The sequence below is a fragment of the Brucella pseudogrignonensis genome (genome assembly GCF_032190615.1).
Lineage (GTDB): Bacteria > Pseudomonadota > Alphaproteobacteria > Rhizobiales > Rhizobiaceae > Brucella > Brucella pseudogrignonensis_B.
The window spans coordinates 341,627-366,689 of the sequence record NZ_JAVLAT010000003.1 but is presented as its reverse complement, the minus strand read 5'-3'; the positions used below and the strand labels follow the sequence as shown (position 1 = coordinate 366,689).

Here is a 25,063-nt window from a genome sequence, read left to right as displayed (position 1 = left end):
ACTTAACTTGATAAAAAGCCGCTTAGAAATGCCGTAAGGTTTTCTCCAAGCGCATCCGAAAGATATCCACCTTCTTGAACAATAACTGTCGGCAACTTTATGCTGCCGCAAGTCTCCCCAATCCGACAGAATCCATCTTTGGTGACGGTCAAGCCACCAAAGGGATCGTCAGACGACGCATCAAGTCCCAATGCTATTACCAGTGCATCAGGTTGAAATGCATAAATGCGAGCAATAGCCACCTTTAGTGCATCCAGGAAAACGTCGTCGCCCGATCCCAAGCTCAGAGGAATATTTAAATTATAGCCAAGACCCTCGCCTTCTCCGCGTTCGCAGGCATGCCCCCAGAAAAACGGATAAAATGATGATGAGTCAACATGGATTGATAATGTGAGTACGTCCTTACGATTATAAAATACGCCCTGCGTTCCATTTCCGTGATGCAAATCTACATCGAGTATAGCGACGCGAGCGCATGTCTGAAGTAACTGTTGGGCGGCAATTGCCGAATTGTTCAAAAAGCAGAAGCCTCCTGCCATGTCACTGAATGCGTGATGGCCCGGCGGACGACAAAGCGCATAAGCAGAGCTGCTGCCATTTTGGACATGACGCGCAGCTTCCACCGCCGTTTGTGCACTCCAGTAAGCCGAATTCCAGGTGTCGCCTGATATTGGGCATGACGTATCAGCCATGTGATAGCCCGCACGACCCAGCCACGAGGTTGGATAAGAAATATCACGCCTTGCCGGATGAATATTCGGGATCACCTCATCTGCTGCGCTCGGAAATTTACGCCATTCAGCGTGAATATTCTGCAAGAAATGGATATATTCTGGCGTATGAATCGCCGAAATCGGCCCCATCCCATAATCAGCAGGCTCTTTTGGCGACAGGCCTGCAGACTTTGCGCCCCCTAATAATCTATCAATACGCTCAGGAACCTCAGGGTTTTGCTTACGGGTGCCTGCGGATAGAAAGTGGCGAGGATCATGGTAACGTTGAGCTTCAGAGAAAATAAAATTCATCGATCAAGCCTGATAAAAGTGTCAAGTGCATGCGAAATAATGTGGGCTTTGATAGCATCCCATTGAAATAGCTATCTAATTTTCTGGTTTTGGAATCAGCGCACAATCTCGACCGCGAATAGTCGCTTTTAATACGCATCCTTTTTTGAAGGGCGAACGATCAATCATATTGAGTGCCTCATAGGTTTTGCTACCTGAAACGAGAAAATAGCGCGCAATTTGACCTTGATAATCGACATCGGTCACACGGGCTGAAAATTGCAGAATGTCGTCCTCCAACGGAGTCGATCCATTGCCGTCTGTGAGATAAAGCCGTTCGGCACGGATCACGACCAATGCCTTGTCGCCTTCAGAAAGCGTTCCGGATCGAGCAACCTCAATTGGCAGCATTCCAATTCCTTCAATATCAGCAATAAAATGCGATCCGCGTCTCTCGACTATTCGGGCAGGTACTAGGTTTGAGTTGCCCAGAAAATTGGCCACAAACTCAGTTCTGGGTTGATTATATACCTCTTCAGGCACGCCGACCTGTTCCACATAGCCTTTCCGCATCACTACAATCCGATCAGACATCGCCAGCGCTTCCGCCTGGTCATGCGTCACGAATACTGTTGTAATACCCAGCTCTGATTGGATTCGTTTGAGCTCGACACGCATATTTTCCCGAAGATTAGCGTCAAGCGCCGAAAGAGGTTCATCAAGTAACAAAACATCCGGCTCAATGACAATCGCGCGGGCTAGCGCGATGCGTTGCTGCTGGCCGCCAGATAATTGTGCTGGAAACCGCTCTGCAACATCCGGTAGCTGCACAAGTTCAAGCGCGTCGCGTACCTTGCGCACGATCTCAGCTTTTGGCGTACTACGATATCTAAGACCGAAAGCAACATTATCAAAAATCGTTTTATGCGGAAACAATGCATAATTCTGAAAGACTATGCCGAGGTTGCGCCGATGGATCGGTGTCGTGGTAACATCCTTGCCCTTAATTGCGATGCCACCAGAGCTTGGCGAAAGCAGCCCTGCAATCATACGTAATGTTGTCGTCTTGCCACAACCGGACGGACCGAGCAAAGTCACAAAACTCCCTTCTTCTATCTCCAGGCTGATTTCATGCACTGCGGTAACATCACCGAAGCGCTTAACGAGTTTATTTAGTTCGACAGCAACTTTAGGTATATTCAACACGATACTCGCTTGATCCTGGTAGAATTGGAAAAACATCGTCAATGAAGGGGACTGCGGCCCCATCCGTTGCATTGAGTTAATAGCCAGCCTCTACACGACTGTAGGCTTTGGACCATTTGGCTTCATTTGCGTTCCAATAGTCAGGATTAAAGAAATTGAGCGACGTCAACTTTCCTTCGGGATCGAAGGCTGGGAGCGTCGGCACCACCTTTCCAAGGTCGACCTTTTGCGGGTCAAGCGCCGGCGGATAGCTTTGTCCTTCGGCAACAGCGATTGCGACCTCCGGTTCAAGCATAAAGTTCAACAACTCCTCGCACGCTTCCATCGGGCTTCCTTTCAAAACGAAAAGGCACTCCTGCCAGCCGAGCCCACCCTCCGGATCAAGATAGCCCAGATCATGGCCCTGATCCTGCAAAGCGCGAATGCGTCCCGACCAGCCCTCCGTTGCGTAAATTTCGTTTCCAGCCAAAAGGCTCATCAATTCAGCGCCGGAACTCCAATATTTCAGGACGTTGTCGCGGCTTGTGCGAACGCTATCCCACATTATATCTTCGTCTTGGATATCGTTGGGGTCCTGCCCGGTTTGCAAAGCGGCGTACCAGATCCGGGTTTTCCATTCGCTCCAGCCACCCAGCTTACCTTTATGGGCCGTATCAATAAGAAGCTTTGCGCCCTTTTCGTTGGCCTCTTCATCGGAAATGTGTTTCCGGTTGTAAGCAATGCTCGTGGTACCATAATTGTAGGGAACGGCTGATAGTTTACCGCCTGTTATTGGACGCAGCGCGTCCTGTAATCGAACAATGACATTTGCGAGATTTGGGATGTTGGCCTCGTTGATTTCCGAGGCCAGTCCTTGCTGTTTGTAGCGAGCATAATCGAAAACGCCGGAAAGATGTGCAATGTTAAACTCGCCCTGACGTCCGGATTTTACTCGAGCCAGATATTCATCGGCTCCTCCAAATGTTCCATCTACAACTTGAATTTCGGTCTTTGCAGTATAGGGCGCAAAGGCGTGTTTCCGGAAGGCATCGGAAACTACCCCGCCCCAACCATCAAAGCGAACTTCATCAGGCTTGGCGGCCAATGCGTAGCTTGTGAAGGGTTTGCCCATGACACCGAATGCTGCGGCAGATGCTCCGATCAAACCCAAAAATGTGCGGCGCTTGATATCACCATGACGATAGCGATCCAACAAACGTTCGTAGCGTTTTGTATCATCCATTGATATTCCCCTTATTTGCTTCTTAATTTTTAGCTCTATTAGTCGAACCCAATTTTAACATGAAACGCGCTAACTTCGCCGCATGGCCAACCAACGTACAAAGGCGAGAGCAATCACCGGAAGAGTGACAGTCACTACAATCATCACCGTTCCCAGCGCATTGATTTCTGGTGAGATCGAGTTCCGAAGCATTGCGAAAATCTGTGTGGGCACGGTCTCAATCCCCCCCGGCTTCCAGAACAAAGTACCGGTCACATCATCGAATGAGATGGTAAAAGCAAATAAAAGACCGGCCAATACTGCAGGCATAAGCAATGGCAGAGTGATGACGAAGAAGGTTTGAATGGGGCCTGCGCCAAGGCTCATGGCCGCTTCTTCATACTCGCGCTTGATGCTTGCGAGTCTCGCCTGCACCACGAGAAGGACGAAAGGCAACGTGAATACGACGTGGCCCAACAAAAGTAGCGGAAAGCTCTTCGGCAAATCCAGCCATTGCAGAAACAGCAGCAAGGCAACAGCGAGAACCACTTCGGGCACTAATATCGGAGCAATCATCAGAGTTGTTATGCCTTCTTTGCCCTTGAAGCGGTACCGAACAAGGCTAAGAGCGGCGAGTACGCCAAGTGTGGTCGATATGATCGCGGTCAATGATGCCAGTAAAAGCGAAACCCGAAAGGCGCGCATAATCGCGTCATTTTCCCATAGACGGATAAACCATCGCAGGCTTAACCCTTCCATCGGAAATGTGCCAAACTGGTTGGCATTAAATGCCAGTAGCACAACAACGACGATCGGCAAGAACATGAAAAGATAAACAGCGATTGTATAGAGCCGAAGCCAGAATGATGTTGTCATTGCGGCCTCACTGAAAAGTCTTTGCAAGCTGGCCAATGCCAACCAAGCGATTATAGATAACAACGACAACGCTCAGAACAATGAGCAGGATGATGGAAAGTGCGGAGCCCAACGGCCAATCGAGCTGCGTGATGACAGCATCAAAAACCAGATTGGCAAACATGGCATCACGCGGGCCGCCGAGGATAGCTGGTGTAATATAGGTTCCAGCACTCAACACAAAGCAAAGCAATCCACCTGCGGCCAAGCCTGGCAGAGAGAGCGGTAAAGTGATTTCACGAAACGCCTGAAGGCTCGTTGATCCAAGCGAACGCGCTGCATCGACCAGGTTGCGATCAATGGCTTCAACACTTACGTAAACATTGAGTATCATGAATGGCAGCAGATAATGCACCAGACCGAGAATGACCGTGCCCTCATTATAGAGCAGTTGTACCGGCTCGCTGATCAGCCCCGCCCAAAGTAGCGCTGAATTAATTGCGCCACTCACACCAAGAATATTGATCCAGGACATGGTCCGAATAATGTAACTAATCCAGAATGGAAGGATAAGCAACAACAGCAACAGCGGCTTATAGCGGCTGTTCGACGTCGCGATGTAATAGGCAGGCGCGTATCCCAATATTGCACAAGCAACAGTCGTTAGAAATGCAATACGCAGCGTCTTGAGAAGAATGTCTCTATAAAATGGGTCCGTTAAAACTTCCGCCCAGTTATCGAGATAAAAACCAACTGAATCCGTCCCGGTACTTGTGCGTAGCCAGAACGAATAAACAACGATGAAACCGACAGGTATGACGAGCAATAAAGCGACCATTGTTAAAGCCGGCGTCAATAAAAGCCATGGACGCATCAAGGAAGCGCGGTCCTCCATATTTCAGATTTCCCTCACATCTGTTTTGATTAATTTCACTTGCATTGTGATATGAAGTGGGGGCATTTTCAAAATAGATAATAAAAATATTGGCCATAGATTTAGAGAATGTCATGTTTGCAGCTGAACCCTCCTCATCAAACCGCATCAAAAAGCTCCCTTGGGAACTTGATTGGAATTTGCTGCGGACTTTTATTGTGATCGTGGAAGAGAAGGGCATCACAGCGGCAGCAAACCGTTTGAGGTTGAAACAGCCTACTGTATCCAACGCTCTGAAAAGACTAGAAGACAGACTTCAAAAACGATTAATCGATCGTGCAATGGGCCGATTTGAAATTACGGCTGCGGGTCTGCTTCTTTATAAAGAAGCGGTTGGAATATTCGGGAGTGTTTCCCGACTTGATGTTCTCATCCGTGATATGAAAGAGGAGATAACCGGGCATGTCACCATCGCTCTAGCCAGCTATGTGGTCTCTCCAATTTTTGATGAAGTACTCAAAAATTTCCATCGTGAAAATCCTGAAGTGACATTCAGCATAGAAGTGATGACTAGCAGTGTGGTGACAACGAGCGTGTTACAAAAGCAAGCAAGTATCGGAATCTGCCTAGTCCACAAGAAGCATGATAAGCTCGAATATGTGAGACTGTTCCGTGAGTATTTCGGCTTCTTTTGCGGACCGTCTCACCGCCTCTACGGACTTTCCGATCTGAAGTTAAAGGATCTGCGTGGAGAGGCTTCAGTATCATTTAAAACTGATATGCTGACGGACGCTTTGCGACCGGTCGCTATTTTGCGTGAAGAAGCTCAATTGAATTCACGGATTACTGGAATGTCGGCAAATGCTGAAGAGGTTCGACGCATGATCGTCGCAGGATTAGGGATAGGAGCGCTGCCTCTTCACGTTGCTCAACCCGATGTTGATACAAACCTTCTCTGGCGGTTGCCACCATATGAAAGTCCCCCAGCAATTGACATTTATGTGGTCCATAATCCCGACACGGCTCTTAATCGCGCAGAACAAAAATTTCTTTCCGCGTTGCATCAACGGATTAGTGAAGTTCCACTATGTCAGCGAGATTACAAATAACGGTCTTGCGTTACTTTTGCGTGAGGGTGCGCTTTGTGTTTAAAACACACCAATTCGATCGCATTGAAATTGCAAGTGCAGAACGGAAAGACCATGGTTCTGCGCAAACCACCTCAATTCGATAGAACCAAGCTGATGATTGATTGAATCTTCCATAATAATAATGTCGTTAGGTCGCATCTGCTTCACGAGCTCATTATCAACACACGCGAGGGTATTGCCAAGTTGTTTGAGCCTGGCGTTTCCGGTATCGAACTGGCATGAAATTACTCAGCTCCTTTCCCCGATTGAAGGGGTTTCGTTTTCCGCGTGAAATTATTGCCTACGCAGTCTGGACCTATCACCGATTTGCATTGAGTACGGCCGACGTGGAAGATCTTCTTGCTGAGCGTGGCGTGCGTGTCAGCCGGGAAACCGTTCGCCTCTGGATTAATCGCTTTGGTCGCCATTTTGCCGACTGTATCCGCAGGGACCGACCAAAGCCAAACGACAAGTGGCACATCGATGAGGTCGTCATCACGATCGGCGGAAAGAAGTTCTGGCTTTGGCGGGCAATTGATGCAGACGGCGATGTTCTTGATATTCTGGTTCAAACGCGCCGTAACACCAAGGCTGCCAAGCGCTTTTTCTCCAGACTGGTGAAGCAATTCGGTCAACCACGCGTCGTTGTGACGGACAAGCTGCGCAGTTACATCAAGCCAATACAAAACCTTTCACCAGATGCGGATCACCGGGCCCATAAAAGCCTGAATAACGCCATCGAAGTCTCGCATAGGCCAACGCGAAAGCGGGAGAAGATATTTGGGCTGTTCAAGTCAGCGCGACATACGCAAAGGTTCCTTGCCGTTCACGATCAGATTAACCTGATTTTCCGCCCGCGTCGCCATAAACTCACAGCTCGTTCCTATCGTCATGCATGTACCGATGCATTTGGATTATGGCATGGCTACACTGCTGAAATGACCGCATGAGCAAAAGCTCAACGGCTTCGTGCGGCCTACATCAAACAACTTGGCAATACCCAGTTTCGGACCGTGCCAGCACCGCGTCGATGGCGTCAAGATCGATGCCGGGCAGGTCGAACCCATCATCCAGACGATGTTTTCTCCCCTCCCCGTCCTGATCCTGCAAACCGACAGCCGCATCTTGCAACACGGCGCCTTCGCTATCGGCATCGATGCCGCCATCCCCAGCTGATGGTACAGGCCAAGCCTGCCCGCCAACCCAGAGACTGCGCAAGCCGTTCGGGCTCAGCGCCCAATCCGGCTGCTGCGCCACAATGCGTCGCCTTGTCTGCAACACGTCGCGAGCAATGGTCAGCGCATGGCTCGGTGAGCGGATATCGCGCGCCGCCTCATGCAGAACGAGGTCTTCCATCACGACCAGCTCCCCATCGAGCCACAGCGAGGCGCAGGCATCGGCAAAATGCAACCGTTCGATCAGCCCCGTGCCGACCGGCGAAGGAGCAAGACGCTCATCGAGGCGTGCCAAGGCTTCACTGGCGCGCGCCAGCGGCGATAGCAAGGTCTTCAGAGGCATTTGGTTGAGAGCGTAACACGTTGAAATTATGGTAAATGACGTATTAATTATAAGCTAAATGGTCTTTATGTTTCAGCACTTGTGATGCTTCTAGTGTTGATTTATAACCTTTGATAAGTAAAGGCTATCGCATCTTATTGGTTTCAGGCCGCAAATCAGCGAAAGTTGGAGCAAGGCATCGCCCGAACAAAGCGCTTTCGACCCTTTATAGGATGGATTTTTGAGCGCAACATCCAACCAAGCTATCGAACGCCGCGCCGAAACACTCGATACGATTGCCGCCGTCGTGCCGATGAACCGGCGCGACATGCTGGCCGATATTTTGACGGAGAACGACGTCGAAATGCTGCGTCATCTGGTCAGTGAGGGCATGGGCGAAAACACCCTGCGCGCTGACGTCCGATCTGGCCTATCTTGAGGCCTGGTCGATGGCTGCAAACGATAGTCCCCTGTCCTGGCCGGCGTCTGAAGTTTTGTTGCTTAAATTCGTGGTCCATCATCTCTGGCGGCCACAACAGCGTGAGATCGAACCCAATCACGGTATTCCAGCAGGCGTTGAAGAAAAATTGCGCCAGCAAGGTTTTCTGCGCGTATCCGGACCGCATGCACCCTCCACCGTACGCCGCCGTCTCGCCAACTGGTCAACACTGACACCATGGCGCGGGTTGGGGGGTGCGTTTTCCTCGCCAGCCGTCAAGTCTGCCATCCGGCTTGCGGTCCGCGCCGTGAACCGGCTGCGCAGCCGCAAGAGTGGCAATGCGATGACCGGCGATATTCTGACCGAACTGCTGGGGACGTGTTCAGGAGGAGACGTGACCGACATTCGAGACAGGGCCATCCTTCCTTATGGGGGTCCTTGCCTCCGGTGGCCGTCGTCGGAGCGAAATAGCAAGTCTTCCTACAGAACAACTTGTCAAACAGGCGCCTGTCACCGCGAAAGACGGCTCCCCCTCCCCTCGCTAACGATGCAGCTTGGCCGCACCAAGACACGTGGCGCTGATCACGCTGAAATCGTTTATCTGACCGGGCGTCCTGTACACGCCCTCAGCCAATGGCTCGAAGCGGCCAAAATCGACAAAGGCAACGTGTTTCGAAAAGTCGATCGATGGGGCAATGTTTCGGCGCGCGCTGGAACCTAGTGCCATCAACCGGATCGTCAAGCAGCGCGCAAAAATGGCTGGGCTTAACCCAAAGGAGTTTTCTGTACATGACCTGCGCTCCGGCTATCTCACCGAAGCCGCCAATCGCGGCATCGCTCCGTGCAACAAGCGTCCGACTATTACAACAATGCCAAACGGCGTAGCGGACTCGCATCGCGATTGCTTTCATGGTTTATTATTAAAGCAAGTTGTCAGTGACAACCTTGAAGAAATGCAAACACTTTCGCTGAGGCTCATATCTTTGCATTTATCATGGTGTTCAACTTCCACTCTTTCGAACTGCTTGTTTTCGATTGAACGAGCAATACTCATCTACTCATTCCGGCAATCTCGGTGATTCTGTCGCAAATTTTTGAGTGGGTTATAAGCGGCCTTATCTCTGGACACAGTTATGCTGCGAGCTGCGCAAACATCTCGAAGGGCGAACGATTGTCGTTTGCGAATTGCTTCTCGCGGATCATGTGAGCGATTTCAATACCAGCTATTGTAGCAGACGCTGAATGAAAGGCTTTGAAGCCTAACGTGTGTTTGGTGATCCGCTTGATGAAACGATAATCCTGTTCAAGAATATCGTTCAGGCATTTGACGTATAGGATTTCAATCAGCTTGTCCGTACCTGTGATTTTCAGGACATTGTTTACAGCCTGCGCACCAGCCAAATTGGCCTCGCTTTTATCAATCACGATCTTGCGTAGAACACCATTGCTTTTGCTGGCTTTCATAAAGAAACGTCGTACGGCGCCGACATTTCTCCGCTCTGACAGCAAGAAATCAAGGGGTTGGCCGCTTGATCAACAGCTCGATACAGATCGGTCTATTTCCCTTATCCCTTATATAGGTTTTATAAACACGCTCCGAGCCAAGTGTTGGGCGTTCGCGTCTTGTGCCTGAACAGCAATCTGCGTCGATTATCTACCGACCCATCGGTTCAATGTTGCATGCTCAATCTTTACGCCTCGTTCGCCGACTATTTCCTGAAGGTCGCGATACGAAACTGAATAACGAACATATAAAAACGGCATACAGGATGACACTTTTGGGGAAATGCGTTCCCTTGAAATCGACCATGCTGGATGCCTCGCTTCGATCTGAAATCGGCACGATCCCTTGCACAGATCATCAAGCATGAAAAGTTTGCGACATAACCAATTCTTTTGCCGACGAATAAGTCATACATTGCAGTTTGCTGGAAAAATCTGCAACGTCAACATCAGAGGCGAAGGCAAAGCGTTTTGAAACTGGGTCCCAGACAACGCTATAACTATATTTATCAGCGGGTGAAATCGGTATCGCCAGTCCGCCATCATCATCTGACAGGAAAATCTGACCGCGATGTGTGAATGCGATCAGTTTTCCGTTTGGTAAAACTGCTGGATTTTGAATCCAGCACGCTGGCTCAACTGTAAAATCAGCTCGCGTCTGTCTGGTTTCCGTCCCTGTCGGAGTGAAAGATAAGGGCAGAATTCCCATCCAGCGATTCAAGACATAGACTGCGTTAAAACCTCACGCGCAGATTGGCGTCAACGCCGTTTTGCGTCAGACCTGAGCCAAACTGTCCTTGATAAGAGACATTTAACAAAGCTGCTTCGCTTAGTTTAAAATCAAAACCACCCGCAACCAATGCCGTATCCTTGCCAATGCTGGCTCCTCCAACGATAAAACCATCGGAGCCAGCAAAGTTTGCAGCAGATGTCGGTTTATCATCGCCAAAGGCATAGCGCCATCCAATATCTGCCCTTGCTTTGACTGGAATAACCTTCTCGTTTAACGTTGCTGTCGCACGAAAGCCAAAGGTCGAGAGCGTGGTGCTCATCGAATTTTCTTCGACGTTCAGCCCTGCGCCTTGAGTGCTCGTTTCTGAGAACGAATCTGTCTTCAGGCTAACATAAGCAAAATTTACATAGGGCTCAAAACTCGCCTTTTCCGTAAGCGGAAGCTTATAGCCCATCTCACCAAACACCTGAAAGCTTCCGGCATTGTAATCAGCCGACAGCCTGTCATCGAAGTCCGCAAAGGAAATTCCCCGGTTCATTTCAATATTATGCCACGTATAGGACAGGCCAGACCGGAATGCGACCATACCCTGCGCAACAGGCGTTTGCGTGCCCGCATAGGTACCAATTGTGTAATCATCGCTTTTCCCGGACGACATGCGTTCATTGAGACGGAAATTTGTCTGGCTGTAGCTTGCCAGTACACCGAGGCGCCAGTTATCAAAAAACTGCGCATCGATACCGGAAATGAAGCCGCCAATGCTGGATTTTGAGCGTGCGGCACTGCCATCACCAGACAGGTTCGTCCATCCACCAAATCCGTGTCCCCAAAATGTCGGTGCACCGCCATTTTCCGGAGATTGGCCGGTAGCAGCAGATGAGGCAAAAGCTTGTACAAGATTATTATAAACTGCCGAGCGGGTATAGGCGCTGTTATTGATAAGAGTTGACTGAATGGAAGCATAGGCTTCACCAGACAGTTGATCATAAGCCAGACGGGCATCTTGTTGCGTCAGGAACAGGATATGATCGTAGAGCGCGCCACCACTCCCCTGACTTTCCAATGCGACAGCTGTTGAGAACTGATTTTGGCTGTTTGCAACATCCGCAAATGCGACAGCCGACCGGCTTGTATCGAGGAAAACATTATTCGCATCATAGTCGAGTGCAAAATCAATAAAACGCGCGTCTTGAACATACGAACCAGCGATTTTGCCGTAAGTACCGCTAACGCCATCCGTTGCGCTCAGCAACACGGAACGCGAGTATGCCTGTGCGCCAGAAGAAAATCCTTGATGTACCAATTCGAGCGAGCTGCCATCCTCAAGATCAGCCGCACCATGGACGAAAATCTGATCGACACCAGCATCTTGCCCATTTCCTGCAACCAAACCAGCCAGATAGGTTGACCCGCTTTGCTGCGTGAATGTTCCATTAACGGTTAGTGTGCCAATGGAATTTTCAGGATTGAACGCACTGCCGGGCGCAACCCTACCACCATCAAGCAAAGTCAGTTCACCGACAGATCCAAGACCGGCAATCGTGCCTGCTTCAGAAACGTCCGTAGGTGACGTGATGCTGCCATTCACCTCAAGAACACCACCGACGATGTTCGTACCGCCTTGATAGCTGCTATTACCATCAAGAACCAGAATGCCTTCACCGCGCTTGGTCAAATTGCCTATGCCAGAGATCGAATTCGACCAGATTGAGGAATAGCCCTTCGTATCGACATCGAAAACGCCGGTATACCGAAAAGCCATAGGGCCATCGACAGCAGCACCGAGGTTCAGCAGCCCCTGACCGAACTTTGCCTCGTCCTCAAAGCCTTCTTTGGTGGCAGTTGTGAGGATTGTTTCAATCGTCTGACGGGCGTTCAGATAAGGAAATGCTGATCGCACAACGGCTGCGGCCCCGGCAACATGCGGCGATGCCATCGAGGTACCTTGTAAATATTGATATTCCTGGTAGTCATTGGTCGGATCACCAGCTGGCCAGGTTGAATAGATGCCATTTGGATCCCCTCTTTTTGTCATCGCCCCGCCGGGCGCGGCCAGACACCACTCTGCCGCCTCACCACATTCATTGCTGTATGGTGCCATTTTCCCATCTGGCCCAACGGAAACAACAGCAATAAGCGATCCTTTCAATTCGGAGAAATCCATATCATCGAAATCAGGGCCTGTGGGGTCGAGAAACGTATAAGTGGATGGATCTTCTATATTTAAGTCAGGGTTATCGTAGTCGATAAACCTGATTTTTCCGCTACGGATGAAATCGGGGGTGATCAGCGGAACCATACCATTGCCGCTCGGAATAGACGTAGCATAGCCCGGCTGATCCTGCCGACTATTACCAGCGGCAAAGACCATGACCACGTCTTTCTCAGCCGCATATTTCATAGCTTCATACGTTTGCTCAAGCTCACCGGGTTCAGACAGTATAAGCTGATAGTCCAGAACCTGATAGTTGGGGTTAGGCCGTTTATTAATGACCGGATTTGGGTAGGTATTGGGGCCATAGCTGCCGTTTAAAATCTGGGCACCATGGTCCGCAGCGTAAACAATAGCCTCGTCTGTAGCAGAAACATCGTTTCTTCTGCTCGCGACTTCAACGCCGCGCAGAGGCATAATCATTGCATCATAGGCAACACCTTGCATACCAAATCCATTGCGGCCAGCACCAATTGTCCCTGCAACATGCACACCATGGCCGTTCAGCGATCCGTCAGATTTACGCTCAGGGAAGATATTATCAGGGGCCTGATCGTTGCCGAAGTTGTACAAGAAAGGTGAAATACGACCAAAAAACTCAGGATGATTAACATCAAATCCGGTATCGACAACCGCGACGCTTATACCCTTGCCCGTAAAGCCTTTCTGATACGCTGGTAAGGCGTTGATCATATCAAGCCCCCAGTTAGCATAATATTCGGCATCAGCTAGATTTGAGGAGACTTGAGGCGAATTCTGCGCCAAAGCGAAATTCGGCGTCATAAGCGCAGTTGATAACAGCAGAAATTTCAATCCATTTTTAAAAGAAAACATGCCCGCCCCACAAAACTCAACTAACCAATTGCACCCCTAAAAAGAGGCCCCTAAAATACAGTATTATAAAATTAAGAATATGTAATGCCTAAAATTGGCGATAACTGCATCAAAGAATAATAAGTAATGGGAATTATGGCTTGGGGATCCACATCGCATCTTTAAGTCGCGCCAAGCCGACTGATCGCGTCATCAGCGGTCGCCCTCATCTCCGTTCTTGACTATCTATCAGCTACGGAGTTTACGGCCGTAAACTTGAGATTGCCGACAAGCGTTAACCTTCCGTTAACTTAAAACTCCTTGCAGTATCGGGAGAATCGGAGCTAAATGCGGTTAATGCGTTTTTCCGCAACTAAAATCGCACTTTAGGGCCTTACTCTATGAATATCGCATTTGATGCCGACAAGCCACTCTCAGACTTCGATCAGCTCATCCTGAAGCAGGGATCAGCGTTATCAGGTCGATTGGAAAAGCATCGCCAAGAGAATTTCCCCCCGGATGCGGTAAAGACGCTTCGCTCATTTCAACTTGCTGAGGCAGCAGAGTATATAGGTGTCAGCCAAGGGCATCTAAAAAACCTCTCGTTGAATGGCAAGGGGCCACAGCCCGCGGTCACCGCCACTGGTCGTCGGTCTTACACCGCAGAGCAGATGCTGGAAATGCGCCAGTATCTCGATGCCAATGGCCGTTCCGATTCACGTATGTATGTTCCTCACCGTAAAAATGACGAACATCTGCAAATTATTGGTGTCGTAAACTTTAAAGGTGGCTCAGGCAAGACAACAACGACAGCTCACCTTGCACAGCACTTAGCGCTAACAGGCCACCGTGTACTTGCCATTGATTTAGATCCCCAGGCTTCTTTGACGGCGCTTCATGGAATCCAACCAGAACTTGATAAGTTACCTTCGCTCTACGAAGCAATCCGCTATGATGACGATAGAAAACCACTCAGCGTACTTATCCGGAAAACGAATTTTCCCGGTCTCGATATCGTACCTGCCAATCTTGATCTGCAGGAATTCGAATACGATACACCGTTGATCCTGAGCGAGAAGGGCACCCGAGATATGGGGCGTACATTCTTCACTCGCCTCGACGCCGCTCTGTCTGAAGTCGAGGATCAATATGATGTGGTCGTTCTTGATTGCCCTCCGCAGCTGGGATATCTGACGCTTACTGCGTTGTCTTCGGCGACTGCCGTTTTAGTAACCGTGCACCCTCAGATGCTGGACGTTATGTCGATGTGTCAATTTCTACTCATGCTTGGCGAAATCTTGGACCCGATCAAACGCGGCGGCGGCAACATGTCTCTTGATTGGATGCGATATCTCATCACTCGATACGAGCCTGGTGATATCCCACAAAGTCAAATGGTACACTTCATGCGTTCATTGTTTGGCGGTTTTGTTTTGAAAAACGAGATGTTAAAATCAACTGCGATTTCAGACGCGGGCATCACGAAACAGACGCTATACGAAGTCGAGCGGTCGCAGTTCACGCGTTCGACATATGACCGCGCTGTAGAAAGCTTGCATGGTGTAAACGGTGAGGTCGTTAATCTCGTCCACAAAGCTTGGGGGAGGGCAATCTAATGGCACGTAAAGGCATCATGTCCGGATTGCTAGATAACTTCACGGCTGCAGAGTTTACGGCGGTAAACTCCGAACCCAAAACACCTGCCCCCACCCCAACAGTAGAGCCATCGGGTCGCCGTGGTGCTTTTGGAATGATGTCGCGTGCCGCCGATGAAATGGCATCTAAAGTCGCCGCTGCTGAAGAAATTGAAAAACAGCTTCAAAACGGCACGCACATCATTGAGCTAGATCCGAACGATTTGGAGACTTCGTTTGTCGTTGATCGCTTAGAAGATGATGACGATACAAGCCTTCAAGAACTTATTACAGCAATGCATGAACGTGGTCAGGATACGCCTATATTAGTTCGTCCTAGTCCAACGGCTGCAGGCAAATACCAGATTGTTTTCGGTCATCGCAGAGCGAAAGCTGCAAAGGCTTTGAATATCACGGTCAAGGCCACTGTGAAACAACTCTCTGATCGAGACCATGCTATTGCACAAGGCCAGGAAAACACCGCTCGTGCTGATCTCAGTTTTATTGAACGTGCACTGTTTGCCAAAAAGCTTGCAGAGCAGTTCGACAACGAAACGGTAATGTCTGCACTAGGTGTCAATAAGACTGTTCTCTCAAAAATGCAGTCAGTGACCAACTATGTGCCATCTGATCTCATTTTAAAAATAGGACCATCTAAAGGTATTGGTCGAGATCGTTGGTATGATCTTTCAGTCGCATTCAAAGATGGAACTGCAACTAATGTTGACACGACGACACACCAAGACGAGTTCTACTCAGCGTCATCCGATGATCGTTTTTTGATGATTCTCAATTCCATCAAATCCCGCTCAAAGCGAATAACTGAGCATAATACGGTTAAGGATAAAAAGCGGCAACCAACAAAGTTCTGGAGAACCAAGGACGGTTCAGTTGCCTTTTCCATGGATCGCAAAACCAAAAAGGTCGATATCTCTCTGAAGAGCGATGATGCCGAAATTTTTGGTGAGTGGTTGTCAACCCGTCTAGAAGGCCTTTATGAGGAATTCAGACTATCTGAACCCGATATTGGAGATTAATCCGCAAAAGAAAAAGCCCCCACAAACGTCAGTCTGCGAAGGCTATTTCGTTTTTCTGTAGCAAGATACGAATCGCATTTCTCGGAATAACTGTCAAGAGTCATTGTCGTCATTTTGGCGGGTGGATTTCTTTTGCCTTTTGAAAGGTGAAAGGGAATGCAAATTCTGCATACTGTAACGTCCACTTTGCGTGGGCGAATGAAGTTGTTTGTCCAAAATCCTGATCTGCAGAAGACTCGGGAAGGGGGGGGGAACAGATGGGTGATCTATAAGCAGCTCTGCGTGGCAAAGTCAGCCTTTGATCTAAATGATCGAAGTCTAGCAGTGCTCAGTTCGCTTTTGTCATTTCTCCCAGACGATAATTTGAATGAGAAAGCCGGTCTCGTTGTTTTTCCATCCAATCGTCAGCTTTCACTGCGTGCCCACGGCATGCCGGAATCAACATTGCGCCGCCATCTCGCTTCACTCGTCAAAGCAGGAATCATCGCACGCAAGGATAGCCCAACCCGCAAACGCTATGCGCATAAGGATAGGGAAGGGAGCGTTGAACTCGCTTTCGGCTTTTCCTTTGCCCCTTTGCTCAATCGTGCCTCAGAAATCGCCACCGTTGCGGACCGAATTATCAGCGATCAAAACGCTCTTAAACGGCTTCGCGATGAAGTGTCCGTCATAAGAAGAGATATTGCGTCGGCACTTGCAGACAACACCGATATTTCCGGGAAGCATAGTGCTGACCTCCAAAAGCTATTCATCCGTTTCCGTGAAGTTGTGGATGGCATTCCGCGCCGCGCATCATTCGGTGAACTGAACATTATCAAGGCCAATCTTACAGCTATTGGCGATGAATTGGCTATCATATTAAAAAATATAGAAAATGTTCCTGAATTGAGCGGCAGCGTCGCTCAATCTGAGCGGCAGCATATTGAATCTCAATCAGAATCCCTATTTGAATCTTCAAATGTTAAAAATATTGATTTGAAAGGACCTTCTCCTGATAGCCCTATCTCTGTGAAACTTAAAATGAGCAATCGAGTACGGGTTTCTCCTTCCATTTCTCTCGATCAGATACTTCGAACATGCCCAGATATCCGCGAATATTGTGCAAACGGGATTGCTTCATGGCGCGATCTCCATGGTGCGTCACGAATAGTCTCTGAATTCCTTGGCATCAGCCGCTCAGCCTATGAGGAAGCCATAACCTCTATGGGGATAGAAATTACATCGAGCGCTATTGCTTGGATCCTTCAGAAACTAGCGACCATAAATTCGCCCGGAGGGTATTTACGGTCTTTAACCCAAAAGGCTAGAGAAGGGACCTTTTCAATCAGTCGGCTTCTGTTTTACGGAATGAATTCGAGTCATGCGTTAAACTCAGGTTGAGTGCGAAACATTTCGCGAAGACTGCTTGTAAAACCAGCTCGGGGCTGACCATGGGAATTGATTTTCCGGTTGGTCTAGGAGGGGTACCATGGGTCGGACGATAACTTGATTATCAAGGACGTGGCACCGTTACCTTAACTCTGGCGTAATATTACGTGACAATAACGGGTGATGACCAAACCTCGTTCTTCACTTATCACCGCCATCGTTATCCCGCTGAGATTATAGCAGAAGCCGTATGGTTGTATTTCTGCTTTCCGTTAAGCTTTCGTATGGTCGAAGACATGCTGGCCTATCGCGGGATCATCCTCAAATATAAGGCAGTGTACGAATGGGCTGAGAAGTTCGGACGGACCTTTGCCAGTAATATCCGTCGCCGCAGACCGCGCCTTCGCGATAAATGGCATCTGGATGAGTGCGTGATATCCATCAAAGGTGCGCATTACATTCTTTGGCGAGCGGTTGATCAGGATGGCTTTGTGTTGGATGTTCTGGTCCAGAAACGCCGCAATACCAAGGCCGCCAAGCTTTTCATGCGCAAGCTTGTCTCTGCTCAGGGCTGTGCACTGCGGGTTATGGTCACCGATAAACTACGATCCTATGGCACTGCCAAACAAGCTATAGGCTTGAGCGTTTGCGACCACCGTCAGCATAAAGGTTTGAACAATCGGGCAGAAAATTCGCATCAGCTGATCCGACGACGAGAGCGTGGTATAAAGCGCTTTAAATCAGCGGAACATGTGAAAAGCTTTACGTCGATACATGATCCGATCTACAACCTAAATTATTTCCCCCCGAAACCAATTCAATGTCGCTGACTATCGTGAGTTACGGCAAGCCGCCACAAACATGTGGCGCGAAATCGCTCGCTTGAAATAAGCATAACAGATGCGTCAAAGAATACGTTACGTCTGCACTCTCATTAAAGTAACAGTGTCCGCGTAGCCTCGACGACAATTGCCAGCATCGAAGGGGTGCAAATAAACTGTAAGAACCGACGCGCACCTGCCAATCACTCACTGTTTGAGGAAATTTGGAACTTGCGGCATAAGTGGTTATGAAGATAAGGTCAGAATTCACCTATTCAATAGTTTGCGACGCAGCCCGAGAGTTCAGCTTTTCTTCAAGAAGGCGTTTCAAACGAGCATTTTCTGCTTCCAGTTCTGCGAGTTCCTTATCGGTCACTGGTTCGTCTGCAGGTTTGAATTTTTGTTTTCCAGAACGATTTGACACTTGCTTTGAACCATGGAGAACTGCCGGACGACTAACTTCTGCCTGGTCTAGATCTTTGTAAGGCTCATCCGATTTCAAAACCGGATTGTCGGTTTTTCCCGCATCAAGAGAGGCGCGCGATCTGAGCTTTGCTTTTGATGGCTTTTTGCTAGCGGTCGTGCTGCTATCAGGTTTGCGAGCGGAATGTCTGAGGGTGCGTGCACCTTTACTGACAGCAGATTGTTCGTCGCTTGCGTTATCGTCAACGAGCCTCTCAGCTGTGTTGGTGTCTCGACCATTGCTTGGCTCAGGATTTGATTGTTGTGCTTCCTTTTGCAGTACCCTTGTCGGCAGTTCGGGAGCGGTTATCAACTCTGCGGGCTTATCGGATTTATCATCAGCTTTCTGAACAGTCGACGCTGGTGTCTCCGCACGGGACAGTTGTCGAGGCTGCGGTGGGCTGGATTCAACCGAGTTTTTAACCGGCGGTCTGTCGTCTTCCACTTCAGCATTTATCTTATGTTCTTTTAATCTAAACAGACGCTCAACAATACGGGCTCCCCAGAATTTCATCGTCAATAAACCTCCCTGTTCGCACGAGAAAATGCAAAATGCCTGCATCCCGATAATGACACTGCGCGTCATGGTAAACTGAACGAAAGCTCATGACCAGAATTTGGAGCTCACTTGTTTCTGTTTGCAAGATCAGAGCGTCCCGCTTTTATGGCCGGATCACGTTAAGCGACTTTATCTCTTCTGCGCCAATCGTTGCTCCGCCCGCGCGATCATCGCCGCCATGTTCTCGTTTTCTAAACGCAGTTTAGCAATCAATTCGCGCTTCAAAGAAGCGTTTTCTCTTTCCAGAAACGATAGTTCAGAGACAACATCCTCATCTCCGGCTGAATAGATGACGGCTCTCTGTTGTTTCTTCTGTACAACTCTCGCCCTGTCCTGCACAGGCCTGTCGTTCTTTTTGGGTGTGATATGTGGTGTAAGCTCTGATGGTGGAAACGGACCAGTATCAGGCACCCCTTTTTGAAGTTCTAAAGTTTCAACGACAGAGGCTTTTTTTTGAGCTTGATACTCATCTATATTTTTTGCCACCGCAGTCCCGCGCAATTTCTCCGCAACAGTGTACTTTGTTAAATTGAGACGGAGATCAGGGGCTCCCGTTTGTGTGGCGACCTCATCCGATGATTGTAGAATGGTAGCTTCCACTTCGCGAGAAATTGATTTTAAATCGAGACCTCCCCACAGGGATGAGTTCCCCTTTCGCGTGCGCTTATTCTTATATTCGACAACAACATTTCGGATTGGATTTTTCACTGTGTTTTACAATCCCTATTAAACACAACTGGAGTTATAGATTTCTTGAGGCTAAACTCAAACTCTGAATATTTATTTCAAATTTTGACATACTGTCCAATCATTATAAAATTCCGTTAAACGCTTGACTGTTAAGATAGAATTATATGATTTGGATGTTATTCGCATAATTATCATTTATCTGTATATTATACCACACAAAAACAACAGACAAATACAACCGGAGAAACACTAAATGGCTGATGAAACAATCGCAGATACGAATTCAACGGCAGCTGAAATCACATCTGCTGAGCCCGTTGATAGTAAGCAGAAAACCCGCGCTACGCGGAAAAAGCAAACACCAAAAACAATAGACGCTTCTCAACCAGCGACAACCAAAGCAGCAGCTAAAGCTGTAAAGAACCCTAAACCTGCAACACCGACCGCAAAACAACCAACTGACGGCAAGCGTAAAAAATACACGCCGGCTCAGCGCTCGTCTATTCTTGCCACCATTGAAAAAACAATTAAAGATGGCAAAACCACCCTTAAGGCAGCATTGCAACAGGCCGATGTGAGCGAGCAGACCTATTACAATTGGAAGAACGCCGCCGGCAGGACTAAAACCATATCTTCAACAGTATCTTCAGGTGATGATCTCACAAGCTTAGTCGCTCTTGAAGCAGAAAATATGAAGCTTCGTAAAGAGCTTGCTGAAAAGCTGCGCGCAGAAAACGCAGAACTGCGTAAACGTCTTGGGAAGGCTTAAAATAGCCATACCCAAAATCACTTTTCTATTCTGGCAAGTGACTTGCACAAAAGAAGCACTTGCCATCCCTCACCATACAACAAGCAGATGACTTGGCACGGTGTTGTCACGTTAACTGGACTGCAGTTGCCTGCCTGATGGTTTGGGCGTAAATTTTGACGATGCAGCCATCAGATATCATCTTCAAGCGTCACCGTTTTCCGCCACAGATTATTGCTCATGCGGTGTGGCTTTATCTGCGGTTCAACCTTAGTCTGCGTGAAGTTGAGGAAATGCTGCTTGAGCGTGGAATCGACGTATCATACGAGACAGTTCGTCGTTGGATCGCCAAGTTCGGCCCCCAGATCACACGCAACTTGCGGCGGCGTCAGGCGCGCCCCGGCGATATTTGGTATTTGGACGAAGTGGTGGTCAAATGCGCTGGAGAGAAATTCTGGCTCTGGCGTGCGGTGGATCAACATGGCTCCGTTCTCGAAGAAATCTTGCAGAAGCGGCGTGATAAAAGGGCGGCAAAGCGACTGCTCGTAGCGTTAATGAAGCGCTATAGCTTTGCTCCCAAACGGATCATCACCGATAAGCTCCGCTCCTACGGTGCAGCAAAGGCAGAAGTGGCACCCGGCCTTGACCATTGGTCGCACAAGGGCCTCAATAATCGGGCCGAAAATAGCCATCTGCCGTTTAGGAAACGGGAGCGAACCATGCAAGGTCATCGGTCACCTGGAGCGTTGCAACGGTTCGTCTCCATGCACTCAGCGACCCGCAATTGTTTCTCTGTTCCATCTCGTCGCCGAGCCGCACACACAATTCGCTACCATCGCCTCGAAGCTTTCGATGCATGGAAAATTGCGGCCTGTTTCGCCTGAATAGTAAGCGGGTAAGCCACCCCACGTATCTTTTGTCGGCTTGATGGGTGATTTTCTGCTTGAATCATGCGGAGAGTCCTATGAATGACGATATGAATCATTCCCAGATATTTGAGATTTTGACGGCGGAACCCGTGCGAAGCCGACGACGGCCGCGTAACTGGTCGGATGACGAGAAGGCGCGGATTGTTGCCGCGTCATTGCAGCCCGGGGCTAACGTCTCGGCGATTGCACGCTCTGAAGGTCTGGATCCTTCGCAGCTTTACGGATGGCGTCGCAAGGCGTTTGCGTCTGGTGTTGTTTCGCCAGCAACGGCGGGAACGGACAGTCCGGCCAGATTTGCACGTGTTGAAACGACGTGTAGCGCTTCGATCGATATAGTTGTCGCCGACATGGTGGTTCGCGTCGGTTCAGCCTTCGATCCAGATCATCTGGTGTAGGTTCTACGGGCGGCTCGCAAGGTATGATCTCCAGCGGTGTGGTGGTTTATGTGTCCTGTCAGCCCGTCGACTTCCGCAAGGGAGCCGCTTCGCTTATGGCAGTTGTCCGTGATGGCGGTCTCGACCCGTTCAATGGTGCGCTTTATGTCTTCCGGTCAAAACGTGCTGACCGGGTCCGGATTGTGTGGTGGGATGGAAGTGGCGTTTGCCTTTATTCGAAAACGCTTGAGGAGCGTGGCTTTTGCTGGCCGGGCCTGTCGGCAGCGAGGATCCGTCTGGACCATTCCCAGCTCATGGCCTTGTTGGCTGGAATGGACTGGAAAAAGATCCGCCCGAACAGGACAAGACGCCCTTTGCTGACGGGGTGACAGCGCCTGCGGCAAGATGATTCATGATGCAGTTCAGGTTGGGAAAACGACCGCTTTTATGCTCTACTCAGCCTCATGGATTTACCGCTGCACGATCTGCCGGATGACGTTGACGCACTGAAAGCTATGGTGCTCGCGATGGCACGTGAGCAGGCTGAAAAGGAAGCCCGCTTGAAGGCTGCTGAAGCTGAGATTGCCCGGCTGGAGGCAGTGGAGAAGAGCGCCAACGAACGGATTGCCAACCTGACATCCATCATGAAGGTATTGCAGCGCACCCAGCACGGCCGGCGCTCCGAACGATTACGCCTTGGTGTTAGCGATGAACAGGTATCGTTTGCTTTCGAGGAAGTGGAAACCGGTCTCTCGGCGATCCAGAGCGAACTTGACGATGCGGCCAGTGACAAGCCGAAACGGGCATCACGTCCGCGCAAGGGTTTTGCGGCTCATCTCGAACGCATTGAGGAAGTCATCGAACCGGAGATTCCGGCTGGTTGCGAGGGGCTGGAAAAGGTCCTGATCGGCGAGGATCGCTCCGAGCGCCTGGACGTCGTGCCCCCGAAGTTCCGGGTTATCGTGACACGCCGCCCCAAATACGCATTCCGGAACCATGATGGTGTGGTTCAGGCGCTTGCGCCTGCACATATTATCGAGAGTGGTCTGCCGACAGAGCGCCTGCTCGCCTATATAGCCGTTTCCAAGTATGCCGATGGCCTTCCACTTTACCGTCAGGAGGCAATCTATTTGCGCGATGGCGTCGAGATCAGCCGGAGTTTGATGGCGCAATGGATGGGGCATCTGGGCTTCGAGCTTCAGATATGCGCCGATTATATCCTGGAACGGGTCAAGGAAGGTGAAAGGGTCTTCGCCGATGAGACGACCTTGCCCACTCTGGCTCCCGGTTCTGGAAAAGCCACCAAGGCATGGCTTTGGGCTTATGCACGCGATGATCGCCCCTATGGTGGGAACAGTCCACCAATGGTGGCCTATCGCTTTGAAGACAGTCGGGGCGCAGAATGCGTGGCGCGGCATCTTGCCGGGTTCAACGGAATCCTGCAGGTGGGCGGATATGGCGCCTATACGAGCATGATCAAGGCGCAAGCCAAGGCTGGGCGCAATGAACAGATACAGCTCGCAGGCTGCTGGGCACATCTGCGCCGCAAATTTTACGATCTGCACGTCAGCGGGATCTCGCAGGCTGCAACAGATACGGTCATCGTCATGACCAAATTGTGGAAGATCGAGGATGAGGTTCGCGGCAAGAATGCCGACATCCGCGCCGCGTTCCGTCAGGAACAGTCCGAAACCATTGTCGCCCGCCTCTTCGACCTGTGGGAAAAGGAACTGGGTAAGGTCTCTGGCAAGTCAAAAACCGCCGAGGCGATCCGCTACGCGTTCACTCGGCGCGAGGCTCTGGAGCGCTTCCTCACCGATGGCCGGGTCGAAATCGATAGCAACATTGTCGAGCGTGCGATCAGGCCACAGACAATCACGAGGAAAAATAGCCTGTTTGCCGGAAGCGAAGGCGGCGGAAGGACCTGGGCGACACTGCTCCAGACATGCAAAATGAATGCCGTCGATCCGCTCGACTGGCTATCCCAAACCCTGAGCCGCATCGCTAAAGGCTGGCCTGTAACCGAAATCGAAGGCCTTATGCCTTGGAACTTCAACTCTAACGCAATCGGCTGACCGCTTACTATTCAGGCGAAACAGGCCGCAATTTTCCATGCATCGAAAGCTTCGAGGCGATGGTAGCGAATTGTGTGTGCGGCTCGGCGACGAGATGGAACAGAGAAACAATTGCGGGTCGCTGAGTGCATGGAGACGAAGCGTTGCAACGCTCCAGGTGACCGATGACCTTGCATGGTTCGCTCCCGTTTCCTAAACGGCAGATGGCTATTTTCGGCCCGATTATTGAGGCCCTTGTGCGACCAATGGTCAAGGCCGGGTGCCACTTCTGCCTTTGCTGCACCGTAGGAGCGGAGCTTATCGGTGATGATCCGTTTGGGAGCAAAGCCATAGCGCTTCATTAACGCTACGAGCAGTCGCTTTGCCGCCCTTTTATCACGCCGCTTCTGCAAGATTTCTTCGAGAACGGAGCCATGTTGATCCACCGCACGCCAGAGCCAGAATTTCTCTCCAGCGCATTTGACCACCACTTCGTCCAAATACCAAATATCGCCGGGGCGCGCCTGACGCCGCCGCAAGTTGCGTGTGATCTGGGGGCCGAACTTGGCGATCCAACGACGAACTGTCTCGTATGATACGTCGATTCCACGCTCAAGCAGCATTTCCTCAACTTCACGCAGACTAAGGTTGAACCGCAGATAAAGCCACACCGCATGAGCAGTAATCTGTGGCGGAAAACGGTGACGCTTGAAGATGATATCTGATGTCTGCATCGCCAAAATTTACGCCCAAACCGTCAGGCAGGCAACTGTAGCCCAGTTAACGTGACAACACCCCTTAAAGTATTATAATGCACTTTGATTTAATTTGTACTATTAATATTATTATATTTTTCTAATTTATATCAACAATCAGTGCACTCTCAAATCCCCCCCCCCCCACTTCACGAAAGTCGGATG

General features: G+C 49.8%; 21 protein-coding genes and 3 pseudogenes. 12 read left to right on the top strand and 12 right to left on the bottom strand.

Annotated elements, in window-relative coordinates:
• Positions 1-2: 2 nt before the first annotated feature.
• From RI570_RS19520 to RI570_RS19500, 5 genes are all read right to left on the bottom strand, one after another.
• Positions 3-1,025, bottom strand: a complete 1,023-nt coding sequence (locus tag RI570_RS19520; RefSeq protein ID WP_313830451.1) for a histone deacetylase family protein — start codon at positions 1,023-1,025, stop codon at positions 3-5.
• 75 nt (positions 1,026-1,100) lie between these two features.
• Positions 1,101-2,246: an ABC transporter ATP-binding protein gene (locus tag RI570_RS19515; RefSeq protein ID WP_313830678.1), complete on the bottom strand. Its 1,146-nt coding sequence runs from the start codon at positions 2,244-2,246 to the stop codon at positions 1,101-1,103.
• Between the two features lie 40 nt (positions 2,247-2,286).
• Entirely contained in the window at positions 2,287-3,432 is a 1,146-nt protein-coding gene (locus tag RI570_RS19510; RefSeq protein WP_313830450.1) for an extracellular solute-binding protein, read from the bottom strand.
• Between the two features lie 69 nt (positions 3,433-3,501).
• Positions 3,502-4,287, bottom strand: coding sequence for an ABC transporter permease (locus RI570_RS19505; protein WP_313830449.1), 786 nt, complete (start codon positions 4,285-4,287; stop codon positions 3,502-3,504).
• Between the two features lie 7 nt (positions 4,288-4,294).
• Positions 4,295-5,104 (bottom strand): ABC transporter permease, encoded by an 810-nt coding sequence (locus RI570_RS19500; RefSeq protein ID WP_313830448.1) that lies wholly within the window; start codon positions 5,102-5,104, stop codon positions 4,295-4,297.
• Between the two features lie 170 nt (positions 5,105-5,274).
• On the opposite strand from RI570_RS19500, the gene RI570_RS19495 reads away from it, so the two are divergent.
• Complete coding sequence (locus RI570_RS19495; protein ID WP_313830446.1) at positions 5,275-6,249, top strand: LysR family transcriptional regulator; 975 nt, start codon at positions 5,275-5,277, stop codon at positions 6,247-6,249.
• 260 nt (positions 6,250-6,509) lie between these two features.
• Complete coding sequence (locus tag RI570_RS19490) at positions 6,510-7,220, top strand: IS6 family transposase (protein ID WP_313830444.1); 711 nt, start codon at positions 6,510-6,512, stop codon at positions 7,218-7,220.
• Positions 7,221-7,251: 31 nt separating this feature from the next.
• Here the strand turns inward: RI570_RS19490 and RI570_RS19485 are convergent, their stop codons facing one another.
• Positions 7,252-7,788, bottom strand: coding sequence for a hypothetical protein (locus RI570_RS19485; protein WP_409558709.1), 537 nt, complete (start codon positions 7,786-7,788; stop codon positions 7,252-7,254).
• Positions 7,789-8,080: 292 nt separating this feature from the next.
• Here RI570_RS19485 and RI570_RS19480 point away from each other — a divergent pair.
• Positions 8,081-9,146, top strand: a pseudogene (locus RI570_RS19480) (tyrosine-type recombinase/integrase).
• Between the two features lie 191 nt (positions 9,147-9,337).
• On the opposite strand, the pseudogene RI570_RS19475 reads toward RI570_RS19480, so the two are convergent.
• From RI570_RS19475 to RI570_RS19465, 3 genes and pseudogenes are all read right to left on the bottom strand, one after another.
• Positions 9,338-10,016: pseudogene (locus tag RI570_RS19475) on the bottom strand (IS6 family transposase).
• Between the two features lie 51 nt (positions 10,017-10,067).
• On the bottom strand, positions 10,068-10,418 hold the full coding sequence (locus RI570_RS19470; protein ID WP_313830442.1) for a hypothetical protein: 351 nt from the start codon (positions 10,416-10,418) through the stop codon (positions 10,068-10,070).
• 25 nt (positions 10,419-10,443) lie between these two features.
• Positions 10,444-13,488, bottom strand: a complete 3,045-nt coding sequence (locus RI570_RS19465) for an autotransporter domain-containing protein (protein ID WP_313830440.1) — start codon at positions 13,486-13,488, stop codon at positions 10,444-10,446.
• 380 nt (positions 13,489-13,868) lie between these two features.
• Between RI570_RS19465 and repA the strand changes: the two genes are divergently transcribed.
• The 4 genes and pseudogenes from repA to RI570_RS19445 all read left to right on the top strand — a co-directional run bounded on the left by repA (position 13,869) and on the right by RI570_RS19445 (position 18,397).
• On the top strand, positions 13,869-15,083 hold the full coding sequence (gene repA, locus RI570_RS19460) for a plasmid partitioning protein RepA (RefSeq protein WP_313830438.1): 1,215 nt from the start codon (positions 13,869-13,871) through the stop codon (positions 15,081-15,083).
• Positions 15,083-16,138 carry a plasmid partitioning protein RepB gene (gene repB / locus RI570_RS19455; RefSeq protein ID WP_313830437.1) on the top strand — a complete coding sequence of 352 codons (1,056 nt, stop codon included), beginning with the start codon at positions 15,083-15,085 and terminating at the stop codon, positions 16,136-16,138. The genes repA and repB overlap by 1 nt, the downstream gene beginning before the upstream one ends.
• A 156-nt stretch (positions 16,139-16,294) precedes the next feature.
• The gene (repC, locus tag RI570_RS19450) at positions 16,295-17,518 is read left to right on the top strand and encodes a plasmid replication protein RepC (RefSeq protein WP_313830436.1); all 1,224 of its coding nucleotides are present in this window, start codon (positions 16,295-16,297) and stop codon (positions 17,516-17,518) included.
• A gap of 161 nt (positions 17,519-17,679) precedes the next feature.
• A pseudogene (locus RI570_RS19445) lies at positions 17,680-18,397 on the top strand (IS6 family transposase).
• A 201-nt stretch (positions 18,398-18,598) separates the two neighbouring features.
• Here the strand turns inward: RI570_RS19445 and RI570_RS19440 are convergent.
• Together RI570_RS19440 and RI570_RS19435 are read right to left on the bottom strand one after the other, a co-directional pair.
• The gene (locus RI570_RS19440; RefSeq protein ID WP_313830435.1) at positions 18,599-19,303 is read right to left on the bottom strand and encodes a hypothetical protein; all 705 of its coding nucleotides are present in this window, start codon (positions 19,301-19,303) and stop codon (positions 18,599-18,601) included.
• A 174-nt stretch (positions 19,304-19,477) separates the two neighbouring features.
• Positions 19,478-20,056, bottom strand: coding sequence for a hypothetical protein (locus RI570_RS19435; protein ID WP_313830433.1), 579 nt, complete (start codon positions 20,054-20,056; stop codon positions 19,478-19,480).
• Positions 20,057-20,291: 235 nt separating this feature from the next.
• Here RI570_RS19435 and RI570_RS19430 point away from each other — a divergent pair, with 235 nt between their 5' ends.
• The 5 genes from RI570_RS19430 to tnpC all read left to right on the top strand — a co-directional run bounded on the left by RI570_RS19430 (position 20,292) and on the right by tnpC (position 24,164).
• Positions 20,292-20,807, top strand: coding sequence for a transposase (locus tag RI570_RS19430; RefSeq protein WP_313830431.1), 516 nt, complete (start codon positions 20,292-20,294; stop codon positions 20,805-20,807).
• A gap of 161 nt (positions 20,808-20,968) precedes the next feature.
• Positions 20,969-21,670 carry an IS6 family transposase gene (locus RI570_RS19425; RefSeq protein ID WP_313830429.1) on the top strand — a complete coding sequence of 234 codons (702 nt, stop codon included), beginning with the start codon at positions 20,969-20,971 and terminating at the stop codon, positions 21,668-21,670.
• Between the two features lie 80 nt (positions 21,671-21,750).
• The gene (locus RI570_RS19420; RefSeq protein ID WP_313830428.1) at positions 21,751-22,110 is read left to right on the top strand and encodes a transposase; all 360 of its coding nucleotides are present in this window, start codon (positions 21,751-21,753) and stop codon (positions 22,108-22,110) included.
• 23 nt (positions 22,111-22,133) lie between these two features.
• Positions 22,134-22,478, top strand: a complete 345-nt coding sequence (gene tnpB / locus RI570_RS19415; RefSeq protein WP_313830426.1) for an IS66 family insertion sequence element accessory protein TnpB — start codon at positions 22,134-22,136, stop codon at positions 22,476-22,478.
• A 75-nt stretch (positions 22,479-22,553) separates the two neighbouring features.
• Entirely contained in the window at positions 22,554-24,164 is a 1,611-nt protein-coding gene (tnpC, locus tag RI570_RS19410; RefSeq protein WP_313830425.1) for an IS66 family transposase, read from the top strand.
• An 11-nt stretch (positions 24,165-24,175) separates the two neighbouring features.
• Here the strand turns inward: tnpC and RI570_RS19405 are convergent, their stop codons facing one another.
• The gene (locus tag RI570_RS19405; RefSeq protein WP_313830424.1) at positions 24,176-24,877 is read right to left on the bottom strand and encodes an IS6 family transposase; all 702 of its coding nucleotides are present in this window, start codon (positions 24,875-24,877) and stop codon (positions 24,176-24,178) included.
• Between the last annotated feature and the right edge of the window lie 186 nt (positions 24,878-25,063).